At 42.8% G+C, this 14647-nt stretch carries 23 protein-coding genes; 4 read left to right on the top strand and 19 right to left on the bottom strand.

The features are described from left to right. Window positions 1–128 precede the first annotated feature (128 nt). Window positions 129–1055, bottom strand: a complete 927-nt coding sequence (gene pplA, locus RA086_RS04355; RefSeq protein WP_308702661.1) for an extracellular electron transfer flavoprotein PplA — start codon at window positions 1053–1055, stop codon at window positions 129–131. 285 nt (window positions 1056–1340) lie between these two features. Here pplA and RA086_RS04350 point away from each other — a divergent pair, with 285 nt between their 5' ends. The 4 genes from RA086_RS04350 (at window position 1341) to RA086_RS04335 (ending at window position 5357) form a co-directional block, all read left to right on the top strand. After that, window positions 1341–3209 (top strand): NAD(P)/FAD-dependent oxidoreductase, encoded by a 1869-nt coding sequence (locus RA086_RS04350; RefSeq protein ID WP_308702660.1) that lies wholly within the window; start codon window positions 1341–1343, stop codon window positions 3207–3209. 92 nt (window positions 3210–3301) lie between these two features. Further along, window positions 3302–3793 (top strand): NusG domain II-containing protein, encoded by a 492-nt coding sequence (locus RA086_RS04345; protein WP_308702659.1) that lies wholly within the window; start codon window positions 3302–3304, stop codon window positions 3791–3793. Between the two features lie 6 nt (window positions 3794–3799). Continuing rightward, the gene (locus RA086_RS04340; protein WP_308702658.1) at window positions 3800–4360 is read left to right on the top strand and encodes a Gx transporter family protein; all 561 of its coding nucleotides are present in this window, start codon (window positions 3800–3802) and stop codon (window positions 4358–4360) included. 7 nt (window positions 4361–4367) lie between these two features. Then, window positions 4368–5357, top strand: a complete 990-nt coding sequence (locus RA086_RS04335) for a polyprenyl synthetase family protein (RefSeq protein ID WP_308702657.1) — start codon at window positions 4368–4370, stop codon at window positions 5355–5357. 379 nt (window positions 5358–5736) lie between these two features. On the opposite strand, the gene rplQ is transcribed toward RA086_RS04335, so the two are convergent. The 18 genes from rplQ to rplN form a co-directional block, all read right to left on the bottom strand. After that, window positions 5737–6120, bottom strand: a complete 384-nt coding sequence (gene rplQ / locus RA086_RS04330; protein ID WP_308702656.1) for a 50S ribosomal protein L17 — start codon at window positions 6118–6120, stop codon at window positions 5737–5739. Window positions 6121–6141: 21 nt separating this feature from the next. Further along, window positions 6142–7086, bottom strand: a complete 945-nt coding sequence (locus RA086_RS04325; RefSeq protein WP_137606032.1) for a DNA-directed RNA polymerase subunit alpha — start codon at window positions 7084–7086, stop codon at window positions 6142–6144. Between the two features lie 86 nt (window positions 7087–7172). Further along, window positions 7173–7562 (bottom strand): 30S ribosomal protein S11, encoded by a 390-nt coding sequence (gene rpsK / locus RA086_RS04320; protein ID WP_308702655.1) that lies wholly within the window; start codon window positions 7560–7562, stop codon window positions 7173–7175. 24 nt (window positions 7563–7586) lie between these two features. Next, on the bottom strand, window positions 7587–7952 hold the full coding sequence (rpsM, locus tag RA086_RS04315) for a 30S ribosomal protein S13 (protein WP_105448034.1): 366 nt from the start codon (window positions 7950–7952) through the stop codon (window positions 7587–7589). A gap of 27 nt (window positions 7953–7979) precedes the next feature. After that, complete coding sequence (gene rpmJ / locus RA086_RS04310; RefSeq protein ID WP_003638083.1) at window positions 7980–8099, bottom strand: 50S ribosomal protein L36; 120 nt, start codon at window positions 8097–8099, stop codon at window positions 7980–7982. A gap of 35 nt (window positions 8100–8134) precedes the next feature. After that, window positions 8135–8353, bottom strand: a complete 219-nt coding sequence (gene infA / locus RA086_RS04305) for a translation initiation factor IF-1 (protein WP_003638082.1) — start codon at window positions 8351–8353, stop codon at window positions 8135–8137. A 179-nt stretch (window positions 8354–8532) separates the two neighbouring features. Then, the gene (locus tag RA086_RS04300) at window positions 8533–9183 is read right to left on the bottom strand and encodes an adenylate kinase (protein ID WP_308704413.1); all 651 of its coding nucleotides are present in this window, start codon (window positions 9181–9183) and stop codon (window positions 8533–8535) included. Window positions 9184–9248: 65 nt separating this feature from the next. Then, window positions 9249–10532: a preprotein translocase subunit SecY gene (secY, locus tag RA086_RS04295; protein WP_407659082.1), complete on the bottom strand. Its 1284-nt coding sequence runs from the start codon at window positions 10530–10532 to the stop codon at window positions 9249–9251. Between the two features lie 13 nt (window positions 10533–10545). After that, window positions 10546–10977 (bottom strand): 50S ribosomal protein L15, encoded by a 432-nt coding sequence (gene rplO, locus RA086_RS04290; protein ID WP_137624882.1) that lies wholly within the window; start codon window positions 10975–10977, stop codon window positions 10546–10548. Window positions 10978–11008: 31 nt separating this feature from the next. Then, window positions 11009–11191: a 50S ribosomal protein L30 gene (rpmD, locus tag RA086_RS04285; RefSeq protein ID WP_308702653.1), complete on the bottom strand. Its 183-nt coding sequence runs from the start codon at window positions 11189–11191 to the stop codon at window positions 11009–11011. A 14-nt stretch (window positions 11192–11205) separates the two neighbouring features. Beyond that, entirely contained in the window at window positions 11206–11706 is a 501-nt protein-coding gene (rpsE, locus tag RA086_RS04280; RefSeq protein ID WP_308702652.1) for a 30S ribosomal protein S5, read from the bottom strand. 20 nt (window positions 11707–11726) lie between these two features. Beyond that, on the bottom strand, window positions 11727–12092 hold the full coding sequence (gene rplR, locus RA086_RS04275; protein WP_308702651.1) for a 50S ribosomal protein L18: 366 nt from the start codon (window positions 12090–12092) through the stop codon (window positions 11727–11729). Between the two features lie 35 nt (window positions 12093–12127). Beyond that, window positions 12128–12664, bottom strand: a complete 537-nt coding sequence (gene rplF, locus RA086_RS04270; RefSeq protein ID WP_308702650.1) for a 50S ribosomal protein L6 — start codon at window positions 12662–12664, stop codon at window positions 12128–12130. Window positions 12665–12693: 29 nt separating this feature from the next. Continuing rightward, a complete protein-coding gene (rpsH, locus tag RA086_RS04265; protein WP_003638074.1) occupies window positions 12694–13089 on the bottom strand; it encodes a 30S ribosomal protein S8 in 396 nt (131 codons plus the stop codon). 33 nt (window positions 13090–13122) lie between these two features. Continuing rightward, complete coding sequence (locus tag RA086_RS04260; protein WP_137606040.1) at window positions 13123–13308, bottom strand: type Z 30S ribosomal protein S14; 186 nt, start codon at window positions 13306–13308, stop codon at window positions 13123–13125. A 20-nt stretch (window positions 13309–13328) separates the two neighbouring features. Beyond that, on the bottom strand, window positions 13329–13871 hold the full coding sequence (gene rplE / locus RA086_RS04255; protein ID WP_137606041.1) for a 50S ribosomal protein L5: 543 nt from the start codon (window positions 13869–13871) through the stop codon (window positions 13329–13331). Window positions 13872–13901: 30 nt separating this feature from the next. Further along, window positions 13902–14213, bottom strand: coding sequence for a 50S ribosomal protein L24 (gene rplX / locus RA086_RS04250; protein ID WP_137606042.1), 312 nt, complete (start codon window positions 14211–14213; stop codon window positions 13902–13904). 33 nt (window positions 14214–14246) lie between these two features. Then, window positions 14247–14615, bottom strand: a complete 369-nt coding sequence (gene rplN, locus RA086_RS04245; protein WP_137624877.1) for a 50S ribosomal protein L14 — start codon at window positions 14613–14615, stop codon at window positions 14247–14249. Between the last annotated feature and the right edge of the window lie 32 nt (window positions 14616–14647).

Genomic DNA, 14647 nt, shown 5'->3' with positions numbered 1-14647 from the left:
ATATTTTCAATCGTAATTATAACAAAGTTTCTCAACCATGACTGCCACTTTTATCGGTCAGAACCGAAAATAAAAGACCCGAGACAGATACGCCTCAGGCCTCAAAAAATAATTAAATGTAATAAGTGCTAGTCAGAGAAGACCATGTTGTCAACCGTGATTGTCTTTGTGTCGCCATTTTGAGCAGCATTTTGTAGTTGTTCAGCATACAATACGAAGGTATTGGATGATTCAGTGGCACCCGTAACAACGTCAACTTTAGTTGGGTCACTATTCTTAACCAATGACTTGTTCAAAGCTGGGGTATAAGTCTTTGGATCAGTCTTAGCAATCTTCTTCATTTGCTTGTTGTATGAAGCATCGTTAGTCTTGGACTTACCATCTTTGTTCACTTGGTCATACTTAGATTCAGTGATCTTGTTGTCCTTAACTGTCATAGCAAACGTTACCTTGTAACCATGTGAATAGTTCTTTTCGTTCAAGGTGTAGGTGCCGTCTTTCATCTTAGCGCCATTGTTAATCTTGATAGTGCTAGTGTTGCCGGCTTGGGCAGCTTGAATCAATTGTTGTGCATAGTTTTGGAAGCTCTTTGATGATTCAGTAGCACCGGAAACAACGTCGATCTTGCCAACGTTACCAGTAGCAGCCGCACCTTCTAAGGCTTTGTTCAACTTAGGTTCGTAAGTCTTAGGGTTAGTCTTTGAGATCTTCTTCATTTGCTTGTTATATGAAGCATCATCGACCTTGGACTTGCCCTTCTTGTTGATTTGGTCATAATTTGACTTCGTAATCTTACCTTTATTGTTAACGGTAATACTAAACGTTGTCTTATAACCATGTGAATAATTTTGTTCAGCGAGTTTATAAGTTCCCGCCTTCATTTTACTCCCAGCGGTCATTTTAGCGACCTTGGTCGTTTTTGCTGAAGAAGATGATGATGAACTCTTCTTTGATGATGACGAACTAGAACTTGATGAGCTGCTCCCACAACCTGCCAAAGCTAATGCTGAAATGGCAACAACTGACGCACCTGTAATAACTGACTTAAACTTCATAATTTCCCACTCCTAACCTTTTTGTATGAAAATTCACATTAATCTTAACGTTAATTCTCAAGTTAGTCAATCGTAATTATAAAAATATTAGTAATAAATGCTATGGTACTAACGTTGGTTACGCTTAACTATTCATTTATTATAACGCAAAAATTCCAGTTTGGTATAATGTGATTTATTATGCATTCTAATCAATAATTCATAGACAAACGTTTACATTACTTATATAATTGTAAGTGGAATTATTATTTTTTTACATTATTTATTCAAGGGAGTTGTTACGCAATGGCAAAGAAAAATATTGTCGTTGTCGGCGCGGGTTTTGCCGGAGTTTATGCGACGAAGAAATTGGCTAAGCATTTCAAAAAGAATGCTGACGTCGAAATCACGCTGATTGACCGGCATTCATACTTCACGTATATGACCGAATTACATGAAGTTGCGACTGAACGAGTTGAACCAGAGCATATTCAATATGATTTGCAACGGTTATTCTCTCGTCGCAAAAACGTCCGCCTCGTTACCGACACGGTTACGGGAATCGACAAGGATCAACAAACCGTCACGACTGAACACGGCAGTTATCAATATGATCAACTGTTAATTAGTTTAGGTGGCGAATCTAACGACTTCGGGACACCGGGCGTTAAAGAACATGGCTACGAATTGTGGTCATTTGAACAAGCAATGAGTTTACGGGCTCATTTGGCAGACATCATCCGTCGCGGGGCGGCTGAACTTGATCCAGCTAAACGTAAAGCAATGCTGACTTTCACCGTCTGTGGTTCTGGCTTTACGGGTTCCGAATTAGTTGGTGAATTAATTGAATATCGTGACATTTTAGCTAAGGACAACAAGCTTGATCCTAGCGAAATCACCATTCAATTGGTTGAAGCAGCGCCAACGATTATCAACATGTTAAATCGGACGCAAGCCGGTAAAGCGGCTAAATATATGACCAAACATGGGGTAGATATTTTAACCAACTCCATGATCACTGAAGTCTTTGAAGATCATGTCACCTTGAAAGACAAGGAACCAATTCCAACCTATACCTTAATCTGGACGGCTGGGGTTCGTGCCAACAGTGTCGTTAAGAACTTTGGTATCGAAACTGCGCCTCGTGGTGGCCGTTTGGTCGCTAACGAATTTATGCAAGCTAAAGATGCCAAAAACATCTTCTTAGCTGGGGATTCCACTAGCTATCAAGAACCTGGTCAACCACGGCCAGTACCACAAATCGTTCAAGGTGCTGAAGAAACAGCTGCCACAGCGGTTCAAGGTATTATCAAAAACGTGGACCATACGGATACGAAAGTTAAGCCATTCCATGGTGCCTATCAAGCCTCAGTTGACTCGATTGGTTCTAAGTATGCCGTTGCACAAGTGCTTGATAACTGGAACGTTTCCGGTTTCATCGCGGTCTTATTAAAACATGCGATCAACTGGCTCTATTATGTTCAGATTTTCTCTGGCTATTATTTATTCCAGTACTTCATGCATGAATTCTTCCGGACACGTAATCGTCGGAATGTCTTCCGCGGTTGGACGTCACGGATGGGTAACGTCTTGTGGAGTGTGCCGTTACGCTTCTTCTATGGTGCCATGTGGCTTTGGGATTGCTGGACCAAGGTACAAGGGAAAGAATCATGGTTTGTTGACAAACTTCGATTGACTTCCTTCTCTTGGTTACAAGTTTCCGCAACCAGTGGTGCCAGTGAATCAACCACTAAGGCTGCTAAAGGGATTTTCAGTTTGTCATACATGTATGGTAAAGATCCATTGCTTGTCTTTGACAAGATGCCTGCTTGGTTCGAATCCGTAACCAAGGTCTTCATTCCAAACATGCAAATGGCCTTCTTCTTCCAGAAGTTGATGACTTGTGTGGAAATCGCCGTGGCATTATGTATCTTCTTTGGCCTCTTCACTTGGTTAGCAAACGCCATCACCATTGGTTTGGTTGTGGTCTTCTGCCTATCAGGGATGTTCTACTGGGTCAACCTCTGGATGGTCTTTGCGGCCCTCGCCTTGATGAACGGTTCCGGCCGGACATTTGGTTTGGACTTCTGGGTTGTTCCGTGGATGCAAAAACACCTCGGTCATTGGTGGTATGGCAACGTCAGCTCACATTACGATGCTGTCAAAACCCGCTAGATGCGTTATAATTAATTAAATAGTTTCCCGATGGTTCAAGGGTAGCTTTTACCTTGAACCATTTTTTATTCAATCTAAAAGGAGGCCCGGCAATGCAACGATTACGTTCAACATGGCACGTGCTCAAGCGCTACGGCGATATGATCCGGCCATTCGACATTGTCCTCATTGTCGGCTTACTGATCTTATCCTTTGCACCGCTGGCCGTGTTCTCATATCAACAGCGGCAACAGGCAATTCGTGAAGCTCAAGTGGCTAAGAAAACAGCGCAGAAGAAACGTCACAGCTTGACCGCGGTCGTGTCACATGATGGTAAAGTTTTGAAACGGGTCAATTTGACGACGCTCACCAAAACACAACATTATACTTACCGCGATGCAGGTGGCCATTACAACCGTGTCACCTTTGAACCGAAACGGGTCGCTATTACTAAAGCTAATTGTACGGACCAAGTTTGCGTCCGCCGGGGTTGGATTCACAAACCCGGCCAAACCATCGTTTGTTTACCACACAAACTTTTGGTTGAAATCAAGTCCAGTACCGGGAAAGTTCAATCCGGCGGTAATGGGCTGGTTACGGAGTAAAAACTAGTGAATAATTCGTATGAACAATCTAATAAAACGCATCGCAATATTTATATTGCCCTACTCGTTGCCCAAGGGGTAATCATTGGCATTCTGGAACGGATGATTCCTTTCCCGTTCGCCTTCGCCCCCGGCGCCAAGCTCGGCCTAGCCAACTTGATCACCATCGTGGCAATCTTCACCTTATCTTTTCGAGATGTAATCACCCTCACCTGGCTACGACTCATTTTGACGGCTTTGCTAGGTGGGACACTCTCCACGTTCTTATATAGTTTTGGCGGCGCCTTTCTGAGTTTGTTTTCAATGATTTTAGTGAAGCAACTTGGGCCTAAGCGTGTCAGTTTGATTGGTATTTCCGCCACTGGTGGGGTGATGCACAACGTTGGCCAATTGTTAGTTGCCAGCTTAATTGCGCAGACTTGGACCGTCATGCTTTACTTACCAGTCCTATCGATCATCGGTTTAGCAGCCGGTGGCGCCTTGGGGATTGCCGCCAATTATTTATTTACTCATGTGACCATCTTAAAGTACCTACGTTTTAACCATGAAAAATCAAGAAAGGACTAACGCTACCATGCAAGCAACGCAATTACATCCAATCTGGCACGATTACCCGACACTTCAGCCGGAACTAAAACAGGTCATGCAGTTGATGAACGACAATATCAATATTTCGGATACGGCCATTACCGAAGCCATTTTGGAAATGATTCATAGTGGTGGTAAGCTGTTACGCCCCGCTTATTGTTTATTATTTTCGCAATTTAAGTCCACAGATCGGCAGCGAATGATCGCGTTGGCAGCTTCCCTAGAAACACTGCACACGGCCACCCTGATCCATGATGATATTATTGACGATGCTACGCTCCGACGCCATACGACGAGCATTCAGGCCCAATTTGGGAAAGATGTCGCCGTTTATGCTGGCGATTACTTGTTCGTTGTTGTTTTCAAGATTTTGTCTCATTATTCTAGTAGTTTTAAGAGTATTCAATTGAACTCTTCAAAAATGGAAAAAATTTTAGTCGGCGAGGTCCAGCAAAAAGATCGACATTATCATATTGATATCACCATGGCACAGTATCAGGAACAGATCCAAGGGAAAACAGCCGAATTATTTGCGCTCAGCTGTTTCTTAGGGGCCTTCGAATCTGGCACTAGCGATCGTTTCGCTGCGCGGGCCCAAAAAGCCGGGATGGCGATTGGGATGGCTTTTCAGATTCTCGATGATATTCTCGACTATCAAGAAACTAGTCACGAAATTGGCAAACCAATTTTGGAAGATGTCGTCGAAGGGGTGTACACCTCACCATTGATCTTCGCATTACAGACAGATGCTCGACGCGAGTTATTACCCTTACTACGTTTACAAGGTAATATTAGCCAAACTGACTTAGAACGTGTTCAGCAGCTCGTCATTGACGCTGGTGGTGTGACACAAGCACAAGCGCTTGCCACCAAGTACACCAATGACGCACTCAAACTCTTAAACAAGTTACCAGCTGTTCCAGCGCGTGATAACTTGATTCGTCTAACACAACAGTTACTCACACGCCATAATTAATCAAAACTCAATTGGGCCTTGATTCGTCGCTGAATCAGGGCCCTTTTTTTGTCTCACAATAAATCCCGTACGGACTCGGCTGCAACGGATCGTTAGACTGAAGTTGACGCTGTAGACCCACCTTACCTCTGGAAATTCGCCAATAATTTCGGTTTATTAGCCAAAAAAGTCCAAGACAAAAAGCCTCAGCTCGTAAGTTAGTTAACTTACAAAGCTGAGGCTTCCGTTGGCTGGCGCCAAAAAAAATCACTTAAGATTGCGATATGCCATCTATGTATAACATAAACAACTTCCGAACTAGACTAAAGTTACCTATTGCAGTAACCAACATCATAGCGTCCGTCAACCATCAATCCCAGTGATCCGTAAAATAATTTAATTAGTCAACGAGTTCCAAGACAACCATTTGTGCACCGTCGCCACGACGAGGCATAGTCTTGTAAATTCGTGTGTAACCACCATTGCGATCAGCATATTTAGGAGCTAAGTCACTAAATAGCTTTTGCAATGCAGTTTGTACAGTGACGTTGTCGTCTTCTTCTTTAACATCAGCAACAATGTCGCGCATGAAAGCAGCAGCTTGACGACGAGCATGTAAATCGCCCTTCTTAGCCAATGAAATCATCTTATCAGTCGTTGAACGAACTTCTTTAGCGCGAGCTTCAGTTGTTTCGATACGGCCGTTTACGACCAATGCACTTGTTAAATCGCGAAGTAAGGCACGACGTTGTGAACTTGTACGTTGTAATTTACGGTAACTCATGAACGGATATCCTCCCTTGTATTAGTCTTCTTTGCGTAATGATAACCCAAGGTCAGCTAATTTTGCTTTAACTTCCTCAAGTGACTTGCGTCCAAGGTTGCGAACCTTCATCATATCAGCTTCAGTTTTGTTAGTTAATTCTTGAACCGTGTTGATACCAGCACGTTTCAAACAATTGTATGAACGAACGGAGAGATCTAACTCTTCAATCGTCATTTCTAACATCTTTTCCTTATGCGTTTCTTCCTTCTCAACCATCACGTCAGTATTTTTAGCTTCATCAGTGAGATTTACGAAGATTGAAAGGTGATCAGTCAGGATTTTGGCTGATAGACTAATGGCTTCACTTGGAGTGATTGAACCATTTGTCCAAACGTCTAAGGTTAACTTATCGAAATCATCACGTTGACCAACCCGCGTATTTTCAACTTGGTAGTTGACACGTTCGATTGGAGAATACAATGAATCAACAGGCAAAACGCCAATTGGCATATCATCTTCACGATGTTTGTTATCCTCAGCGGAAACATAACCACGACCAGTATTAGCGGTCATACGCATATGGAAGTGTGCCCCGTCTGCTACCGTACAAATTGCCAAGTCTGGATTCAAGACTTCAACGTCCGCATCACCAATGATATCACCGGCAGTAACGTTCGCAGGACCCTTAACATCGATTTCCAATGTCTTAGTTTCGTCTGATTCCAACTTAAGTGCGATCTTCTTCACATTCAAGATGATGGCCGTAACGTCTTCCGTTACCCCTTCAACCGTTGAAAATTCATGAAGCACACCATCAATTTGAATACTGGTAACAGCAGCGCCAGGTAAAGAAGAAAGAAGAATCCGACGAAGTGAATTCCCTAAAGTTGTACCATAACCACGTTCAAGTGGTTCTACAACAAACTTACCATAGTTGTCGTTTTCATCAATTTTATGAATGTTAGGTTTTTCAAATTCAATCATTCTTATCTTTTACCCCTTTCAAAACGCGTGGTGTTTAGTAGTTGTGCGTACAAAATGAAGTTAGCCCTCAAAATGAACGTCACAGATTAAACACGACGGCGCTTTGGAGGACGAGAACCATTATGAGGAACTGGCGTAACATCGCGAATTGCACTAACTTCCAAACCAGTGGCTTGTAAAGCACGGATAGCAGCTTCACGACCTGAACCAGGTCCTTTAACAGCGACTTCAACAGTCTTCATGCCATGTTCCATTGATGCCTTAGCAGCAGATTCTGCGGCCATTTGGGCAGCAAAAGGTGTTGACTTACGACTACCCTTGAAACCTAATGAACCAGCTGATGACCAGGCAATTGCATTACCTTGCATATCAGTGATCATAACAAGCGTGTTGTTAAACGTTGAATGGATGTGAGCCACACCGGATTCAATGTTCTTCTTTACCCGACGACGACGGGTTGTCTTTCTAGTTGCCATAAAATTCGAAAACCTCCCTTATAATTATTTTTTACGTCCAGCAATGCTGACTTTTTTACCCTTACGAGTACGAGCGTTGTTCTTCGTGTGTTGACCACGAACTGGTAAGCCACGACGATGACGCATCCCACGGTATGAGCCAATTTCTTGAAGTAACTTGATGTTCAAGCTAACTTCACGACGTAAGTCACCTTCAGTTTTGTAACCGTCAACGACGGCACGGATCTTATCTTCTTGTTCAGGAGTTAAGTCGCGTACACGTACGTCTTCTGAAACACCGGCTTCAGCAAGAATCTTCTGAGCAGAAGTATTACCGATACCGAAAATGTAAGTCAAACCGATGACAATACGCTTGTCACGTGGTAAGTCAATTCCTTCAATACGAGCCATTAATTTTTCACCTCCGACTTAGTTAAATTATTTACCTTGGCGTTGCTTATGCTTTGGATTAGCAGAGCAGATAATCATCACACGGCCTTTACGACGAATAACTTTGCAGTGTTCGCACATAGGCTTTACAGATGGTCTTACTTTCATGAATATTTACCTCCTATAAGGTACAAAGCGTCGGCCTACTTGAAACGGTAGGTAATCCGGCCCTTAGTTAAATCATAAGGTGACATTTCGACTGTAACCTTGTCACCAGGCAAGATCCGAATGTAATGCATCCGAATTTTACCTGAGACGTGTGCCAAGATTTCAGCGCCGTTTTCAAGTTCAACCTTAAACATTGCATTTGGCAATGTTTCTTTAATGGTGCCTTGAATTTCGATGACGTCTTCCTTTGCCAAGTATGAGTCCCTCCCTTATTATATGGTTTCGTGTTGCCACGTTGATGGTCCACTTTTGAACCAGTCGTTATCTAAATTATGTTTAAAAACATTAAAATTATTCAACGGCTAAACCTGAATAAGTTTATCACAACAGTACTTTAAAAGCAAATACCACGCGAGTTAGCGGGCTTACGAGACTAAAGGTTATCAAGAATTGACTTGATGTCTTTATAAACGTCATCAATGTCGCGATCACCATCGACATTGTAAAGCAATTTTTCTTGACCATAAAAATCAATTAATGGTGTGTTCAACTTAACGTTGACATCCAAACGATTCTTAACAGTCGCAGGTTTGTCATCATCCCGTTGATAGAAATCATGACCGCCACAAACATCACAAGTCCCCTCAACTTTTGGCATTTTGTACAACTTATGATAAGTTGCGCCACAAGTCCGGCAAATGAAACGACCCGAAAGCCGTTCCACTAACACTGCAGGTTCAACGTGAATATTAATGACACCGTCCAATGGCTTGTTCAAATCTTTTCCGATTTGATCGAGCGCATGAGCTTGATCAATATTTCGAGGATAACCGTCCAAGAGAAAACCATTAGCCGTATCAGCTTCGGCCAAACGATCCTTGACGATGCCGTTAGTGACTTCGTCTGGGACCAAGTTGCCTTGGTCAATATACTTTTTAGCTTCCAAACCCATCTTGGTTTCGTTCTTAATTGCTGCCCGGAAGATATCACCCGTTGAAATATGAGGAATATCAAAATCTTCAAGGATCTTCTGTGCTTGAGTACCCTTACCGGCACCTGGTAAACCCATTAAAATCAGGTTCATTGTTGACATCGTAATTTCCTCCTATAATGCACAAATGTGCTGAGTCTCCCCAACACACTCGCTGATTAACGAATAAAACCGACGTAATCTCGCTTCATCATTAACCCTTTAATTTGACGAATTGTTTCAAGGGCAACCCCAACAACGATTAGTAAACTCGTCCCACCTAAACCAATTGATTCATCTAAGCCAAAGATATCTGAGGCTAACAATGGAATCAAGGAAATTAATCCAAGGTAAAGGGCTCCGACCGTACTTAGTCGCATCAACAATTTTGAAACCCAGTCTTGGGTATCTTTACCAGGCCAGACGCCTGGGATATAGCTGCCTTGCTTTTGTAAGTTCTTCGACAGTTTTTCAGGATTGACCTGAACAAACGCATAGAAGAAAGTGAAAAGCACAATCAGAACAGTATACAATATTGCTCCGGTCGTTGACTGCATGTTAAAGATGTTACTCATGACTGTGTACCAAGTTTCGTCACCATGACTGGATTGGAAACCAAGCAAAATCGTTTGTGGTGTTGCAATGAATGAACTCGCGAAGATAACAGGAATAACCCCAGCAACGTTCACCTTTAATGGTAGATAACTACTATCAGGTGCACCAGCTGCACGCCGAGTGTATTGAATTGGAATCCGGTCATTAGCTTGTTCGACCCACGTCACAAACATGACGATAATCAAAACAATTAATAACAGACCCAAGACAAACAAACCACTCTGCCACCATTGACTCTTTGAAACATTGACAAATTGTTCTTGGTAAATTTGGTATAACGAGGTTGGTGTCCGAGCAATGATCCCAGCAAAGATAATGATGGAAACACCATTACCCATCCCACGATCAGTGATCATATCACCCATCCAAGTAGTCAACATGGCGCCACCAGTTAAGATGACCCCAATCGTTAGATAAGTCGACACGCTTGGGTTATTAACAAGTTTAAGTGAACTTAAAGAGTTAAAACCAGCCGTAATCCCAATTGATTGAACAAAGGCCAAGATAATCGTCAACCAACGCGTCGCTTGATTAAGCTTACGTCGACCAACTTCACCTTGTTTGCCCCATTCAACAAACTTCGGAACAATGTCCATTTGTAACAGCTGAACAATGATTTGTGCAGTAATGTAAGGGGATACCCCCATAGCAAGGATGGAATAATTAGTTAAACCGCCACCACTGAATGTATTCAACATACTTATCAGCCCAGAGGATGCAACGGATTGCAGCGCTTGTGCATTAACCCCTGGGACTGTGATATAAGAGCCAAGACGAAATACAATCAAAACGCCCAACGTGAACAGAATTTTATTCCGAATATCCTTAACTTTCAGAGCGTCCTTCATGGTAGTCAGCAAGTTAGATCACCTCAGTTTTACCGCCAGCAGCTTCGATTGCCTTTACGGCAGTTTCGGAGAACTTGTTTGCCTTAACTGTTAACTTTTTGTCGAGTTTACCGTTACCAAGGATCTTAACGGCAGCACTCTTCTTAACCAAGCCAGCTTCTTTCAATGATTCTGGTGTTACTTCGGCACCATCGTCAAAACGGTTCAAGCCATCAAGGTTGACAACCGCATATTCTTTACGGTTGATATTAGTAAATCCACGTTTTGGAATCCGACGATACAATGGCATTTGGCCACCTTCGAACCCTACACGAACTTTCCCACGCGCCTTTTGACCTTTTTGACCACGACCAGAAGTTTTACCTTGGCCACTTGAGTCGCCACGACCAATGCGACGGCGTGAAAAACGTGAACCTTCACTTGGAGTTAATTCATGTAACTTCATCTAGTAGGCACCTCCTCTTTAAAAATTTTAATTACTTAATTACTTCAACATCGATCAAATGAGCAATGAGGAAGATTTGACCGCGAGTTGCTGCGTCATCAGGTTTAAGAACAGAGCTGTTAACTCGGCCTAAACCTAATTCCTTAACAATTTTACGTTGCTTAGGAAGACGATGAGCCGCACTGCGCACTAAAGTGATCTTTAATTGAGCCATGTTGTTTGTCCTCCCTATTCAGCTAAATGTTCAACTGAAACGCCACGTAAAGCAGCAATTTGGTCTGCTTTTCGTAAGCTCTTCAAGCCTTCGAATGTTGCGCGAACAACGTTCACTGGGGTGTTTGAGCCAAGACGCTTACTTGTAACATCATCAATACCAGCCAATTCCATGACGGCACGGACGGCGCCACCAGCGGCAACACCAGAACCTTCAACGGCAGGCTTAAGCATAATGCGGCCACCACCGAATACACCGAGAGTTTCATGAGGAATGGTTGTACCGACCATTGGTACAGTGATCAAGTTTTTTTTAGCAGCTTCGGAGGCTTTCCGAATTGCTTCTGGAACTTCTTGAGCCTTACCAGTACCGAAACCAACGTGTCCTTTGTGGTCACCAACGATTACCAATGCGGCAAAACGTAGACGACGACCACCTTTAACAACTTTGGTAATCCGGTTAATGGCAACAACGTTATCGTCAAGATCTAATTTTGATGGATCAATGAAAGTCATGTGGTATTATTCCTCCTTTATTAGAATTTAAGTCCGTTTTCACGAGCAGCTTCAGCTAAAGCTTGAACCCGGCCGTGATATAAGTAACCGCCACGATCAAAGACTACTTCAGCAATCTTCTTTTCGGCAGCACGTTTTGCAACAACTTCACCAACAGAAGCAGCCTTTTCAGACTTGGTGTTGCCTGTTACTTCGCTATCTAATGTTGAGGCACTTGCTAGCGTTACACCCTCTACATCATCAATAATTTGAGCGTAGATGTTTTTGTTTGAACGATAAACATTTAAGCGTGGGCGCTCAGCAGTACCAGAAATCTTACCACGGACACGGGCGTGACGACGTTGGCGTGTCTTATTTTTATCTGGTTTTGAAATCACAATAGTCACCTCTTATATATAGTTATGGACAGCACTAAGCTGCTTTATTTACCAGTTTTACCTTCCTTACGACGAACATATTCATCGACGTAACGAATCCCTTTACCCTTGTAAGGTTCAGGTGAACGAACAGCCCGGACTTCAGCAGCAAAATCACCAACAGCTTGCTTACCAATACCAGAGATATTGATATGCGTGTTGTCAGGAACTTCAACTGTTAAGTTTTCAGGCGTTGCGAATTCAACAGGATGTGAGTAACCAACGCTTAATACTAATTTAGTCCCTTGCAATTGGGCACGGTAACCAACACCGACCAATTGAAGATTCTTAGTAAAGCCTTTAGTGACCCCTTCAACCATGTTGTTAACATTAGCACGGGTAGTACCGTGTAATGCCTTCATCTTAAAGTCATCAGTTGGGCGCGTGAATTTAACTTCGCTGCCTTCAACTGACATCGTAATATCACTAGCAATGTTCCGAGTTAAGATACCTTTAGGGCCTTTAACCGTAACGACTTCGCCAGCTTGTGATACTTCTACCCCAGCGGGGATATTAATTGTTTTATAACCAATACGACTCACTTACTTGCACCTCCCGTCTTAATTATTTATTACCAAACGTAAGCTAAAACTTCGCCGCCAAGCTTCTTAGCGCGAGCTTCTTTATCAGTAATTACACCTTCTGAAGTTGAGATGATAGCAATCCCTAGACCGTTTAAAACCTTAGGAACAGCATCAGCTTTGACGTATGAACGTAAACCTGGCTTTGAAATACGCTTCAAACCAGAGATAACGCGTTCGTTGTCTTTACCATACTTCAAGAAGACACGGATGATGCCCTGTTTGTCATCATCGATATATTCAACGTCGCGAACAAAACCTTCATTCTTTAAAATTTCGGCAATGTTGCGTTTGATTTTTGATGCAGGAACTTCTAATGAGTCGTGGCGTACCATGTTAGCGTTACGGATACGAGTCAAGAAATCTGCGATTGGATCAGTCATCATGAAAGTTTAACCTCCTTTAACTTGGGTTTGTTTTTACCAGCTAGCCTTTTTCATGCCAGGAATTTGACCTTTGTGAGCCAATTCGCGGAGGCAGATACGGCACAAGTGGAATTTACGGTAAACTGAATGTGGACGACCGCAACGTTCGCAACGTGTGTAGTTTTGAACTGCAAACTTCGCACCGCGTTGTTGTCTAACAATTTGTGATTTTTTAGCCAACTTAGATAAACTCCCTTCGATTATTTAGCAAATGGCATGCCAAATTGAGTTAACAACTCACGTGATTCTTCATCACTATCAGCTGTTGTGACGATTACAATGTCTAAACCGCGTACACGGTTAACATTATCATAGTTGATTTCTGGGAAGATCAATTGTTCACGGACACCCAATGTGTAGTTACCGCGACCATCAAATGAACGCGTGCTAACACCATGGAAGTCACGAACACGTGGTAATGAAACATTGATCAACTTGTCCAAGAAGTCATACATACGTTCGCCACGTAAGTCAACTTTGGCACCAATGGCCATGCCTTCACGAAGACGGAAACCAGCGATAGATTTCTTTGCTCGGGTAACCAAAGGTTTTTGGCCGGAGATCAAAGTCAATTCTTCAACTGCTTCGTCTAAGTTCTTAGCGTTAGTAACTGCATCACCAACACCCATGTTCAAAACAATCTTTGCCATCTTTGGCACTTGCATTACTGAAGTGTAGTTGAACTTGTCAACTAATGCTGGCACGATTTCTTTTTCATATTGAGCTTTTAAACGGTTTTCCATGAAACTTGCTTCCTCCTTTCAGTCAGTGTTTTAGTTTTCTAAATCTTTGCCGCTCTTTTTAGCGTAGCGGACACGCTTCCCGTCTTCACGACGAACACCTAAACGAGTAGGTTCGTTAGTAGATGGGTCAAGGACCATAACGTTTGAAGCATCTAAAGCTGCTTCAACATCAACGATACCGCCTTGTGGGTTAACGTTCGTTGGTTTTTGATGTTTTTTAATCTTGTTAACACCTTCAACAACGACACGGTTCTTAGCTTTGATTACTGATTTAACAGTACCTTCTTGGCCACGATCCTTGCCACTGATGACACGAACTTTATCACCTGTTTTAATCAACATTAGGTTGCGCACCTCCTTATTTACGGTGTGTGATTACAGAACTTCTGGCGCTAATGAAACAATACGCATGAAGTCTTTATCACGTAATTCACGAGCGACAGGTCCGAAGATACGAGTACCTTGAGGAGTCTTGTCATCGCGGATGATAACTGCAGCATTTTCGTCAAACTTGATGTATGAACCGTCAGTACGGTGAACACCAGACTTCGTCCGGACGATTACCGCCTTAACAACGTCATGAGCTTTGACAACACCACCGGGTGTTGCTTGTTTGACCGTAGCAACGATAATATCACCAATGTTAGCAGTCTTACGACCTGAGCCACCTAAAACCTTGATAGTCAGGATTTCACGGGCACCGGAGTTATCAGCAACTTTTAAACGACTTTCTTGTTGGATCACAGTAAGTGTCCTCCCTTCATTTAATTTTCTTC

The organism is Lactiplantibacillus brownii (assembly GCF_031085375.1).
In the GTDB taxonomy this organism is placed as follows: Bacteria; Bacillota; Bacilli; order Lactobacillales; family Lactobacillaceae; genus Lactiplantibacillus; species Lactiplantibacillus brownii.
Note: the sequence above shows the minus strand (reverse complement) of the source record. Positions and strands in the feature narration are given on the sequence as shown.

What these genes read in the sequence shown, in the direction of transcription:
- RA086_RS04335 (WP_308702657.1), top strand. Translation starts at nt 4,368, where the DNA reads ATGCAAGCAACGCAATTACATCCAATCTGGCACGATTACCCGACACTT.
- rpsH (WP_003638074.1), bottom strand. Translation starts at nt 13,089, where the DNA reads ATGATGACTGATCCAATCGCAGATTTCTTGACTCGTATCCGTAACGCT.
- rpmD (WP_308702653.1), bottom strand. Translation starts at nt 11,191, where the DNA reads ATGGCTCAATTAAAGATCACTTTAGTGCGCAGTGCGGCTCATCGTCTT.
- rplE (WP_137606041.1), bottom strand. Translation starts at nt 13,871, where the DNA reads ATGGAAAACCGTTTAAAAGCTCAATATGAAAAAGAAATCGTGCCAGCA.
- rpmJ (WP_003638083.1), bottom strand. Translation starts at nt 8,099, where the DNA reads ATGAAAGTAAGACCATCTGTAAAGCCTATGTGCGAACACTGCAAAGTT.
- rpsE (WP_308702652.1), bottom strand. Translation starts at nt 11,706, where the DNA reads ATGACTTTCATTGATCCATCAAAATTAGATCTTGACGATAACGTTGTT.
- rplQ (WP_308702656.1), bottom strand. Translation starts at nt 6,120, where the DNA reads ATGAGTTACCGTAAATTACAACGTACAAGTTCACAACGTCGTGCCTTA.
- pplA (WP_308702661.1), bottom strand. Translation starts at nt 1,055, where the DNA reads ATGAAGTTTAAGTCAGTTATTACAGGTGCGTCAGTTGTTGCCATTTCA.
- RA086_RS04300 (WP_308704413.1), bottom strand. Translation starts at nt 9,183, where the DNA reads ATGAACCTGATTTTAATGGGTTTACCAGGTGCCGGTAAGGGTACTCAA.
- rpsK (WP_308702655.1), bottom strand. Translation starts at nt 7,562, where the DNA reads ATGGCAACTAGAAAGACAACCCGTCGTCGTCGGGTAAAGAAGAACATT.
- secY (WP_407659082.1), bottom strand. Translation starts at nt 10,532, where the DNA reads ATGAAGGACGCTCTGAAAGTTAAGGATATTCGGAATAAAATTCTGTTC.
- RA086_RS04325 (WP_137606032.1), bottom strand. Translation starts at nt 7,086, where the DNA reads ATGATTGAATTTGAAAAACCTAACATTCATAAAATTGATGAAAACGAC.
- rplO (WP_137624882.1), bottom strand. Translation starts at nt 10,977, where the DNA reads ATGAAGTTACATGAATTAACTCCAAGTGAAGGTTCACGTTTTTCACGC.
- rplX (WP_137606042.1), bottom strand. Translation starts at nt 14,213, where the DNA reads ATGTTGATTAAAACAGGTGATAAAGTTCGTGTCATCAGTGGCAAGGAT.
- rpsM (WP_105448034.1), bottom strand. Translation starts at nt 7,952, where the DNA reads ATGGCTCGTATTGAAGGAATTGACTTACCACGTGACAAGCGTATTGTC.
- RA086_RS04345 (WP_308702659.1), top strand. Translation starts at nt 3,302, where the DNA reads ATGCAACGATTACGTTCAACATGGCACGTGCTCAAGCGCTACGGCGAT.
- RA086_RS04350 (WP_308702660.1), top strand. Translation starts at nt 1,341, where the DNA reads ATGGCAAAGAAAAATATTGTCGTTGTCGGCGCGGGTTTTGCCGGAGTT.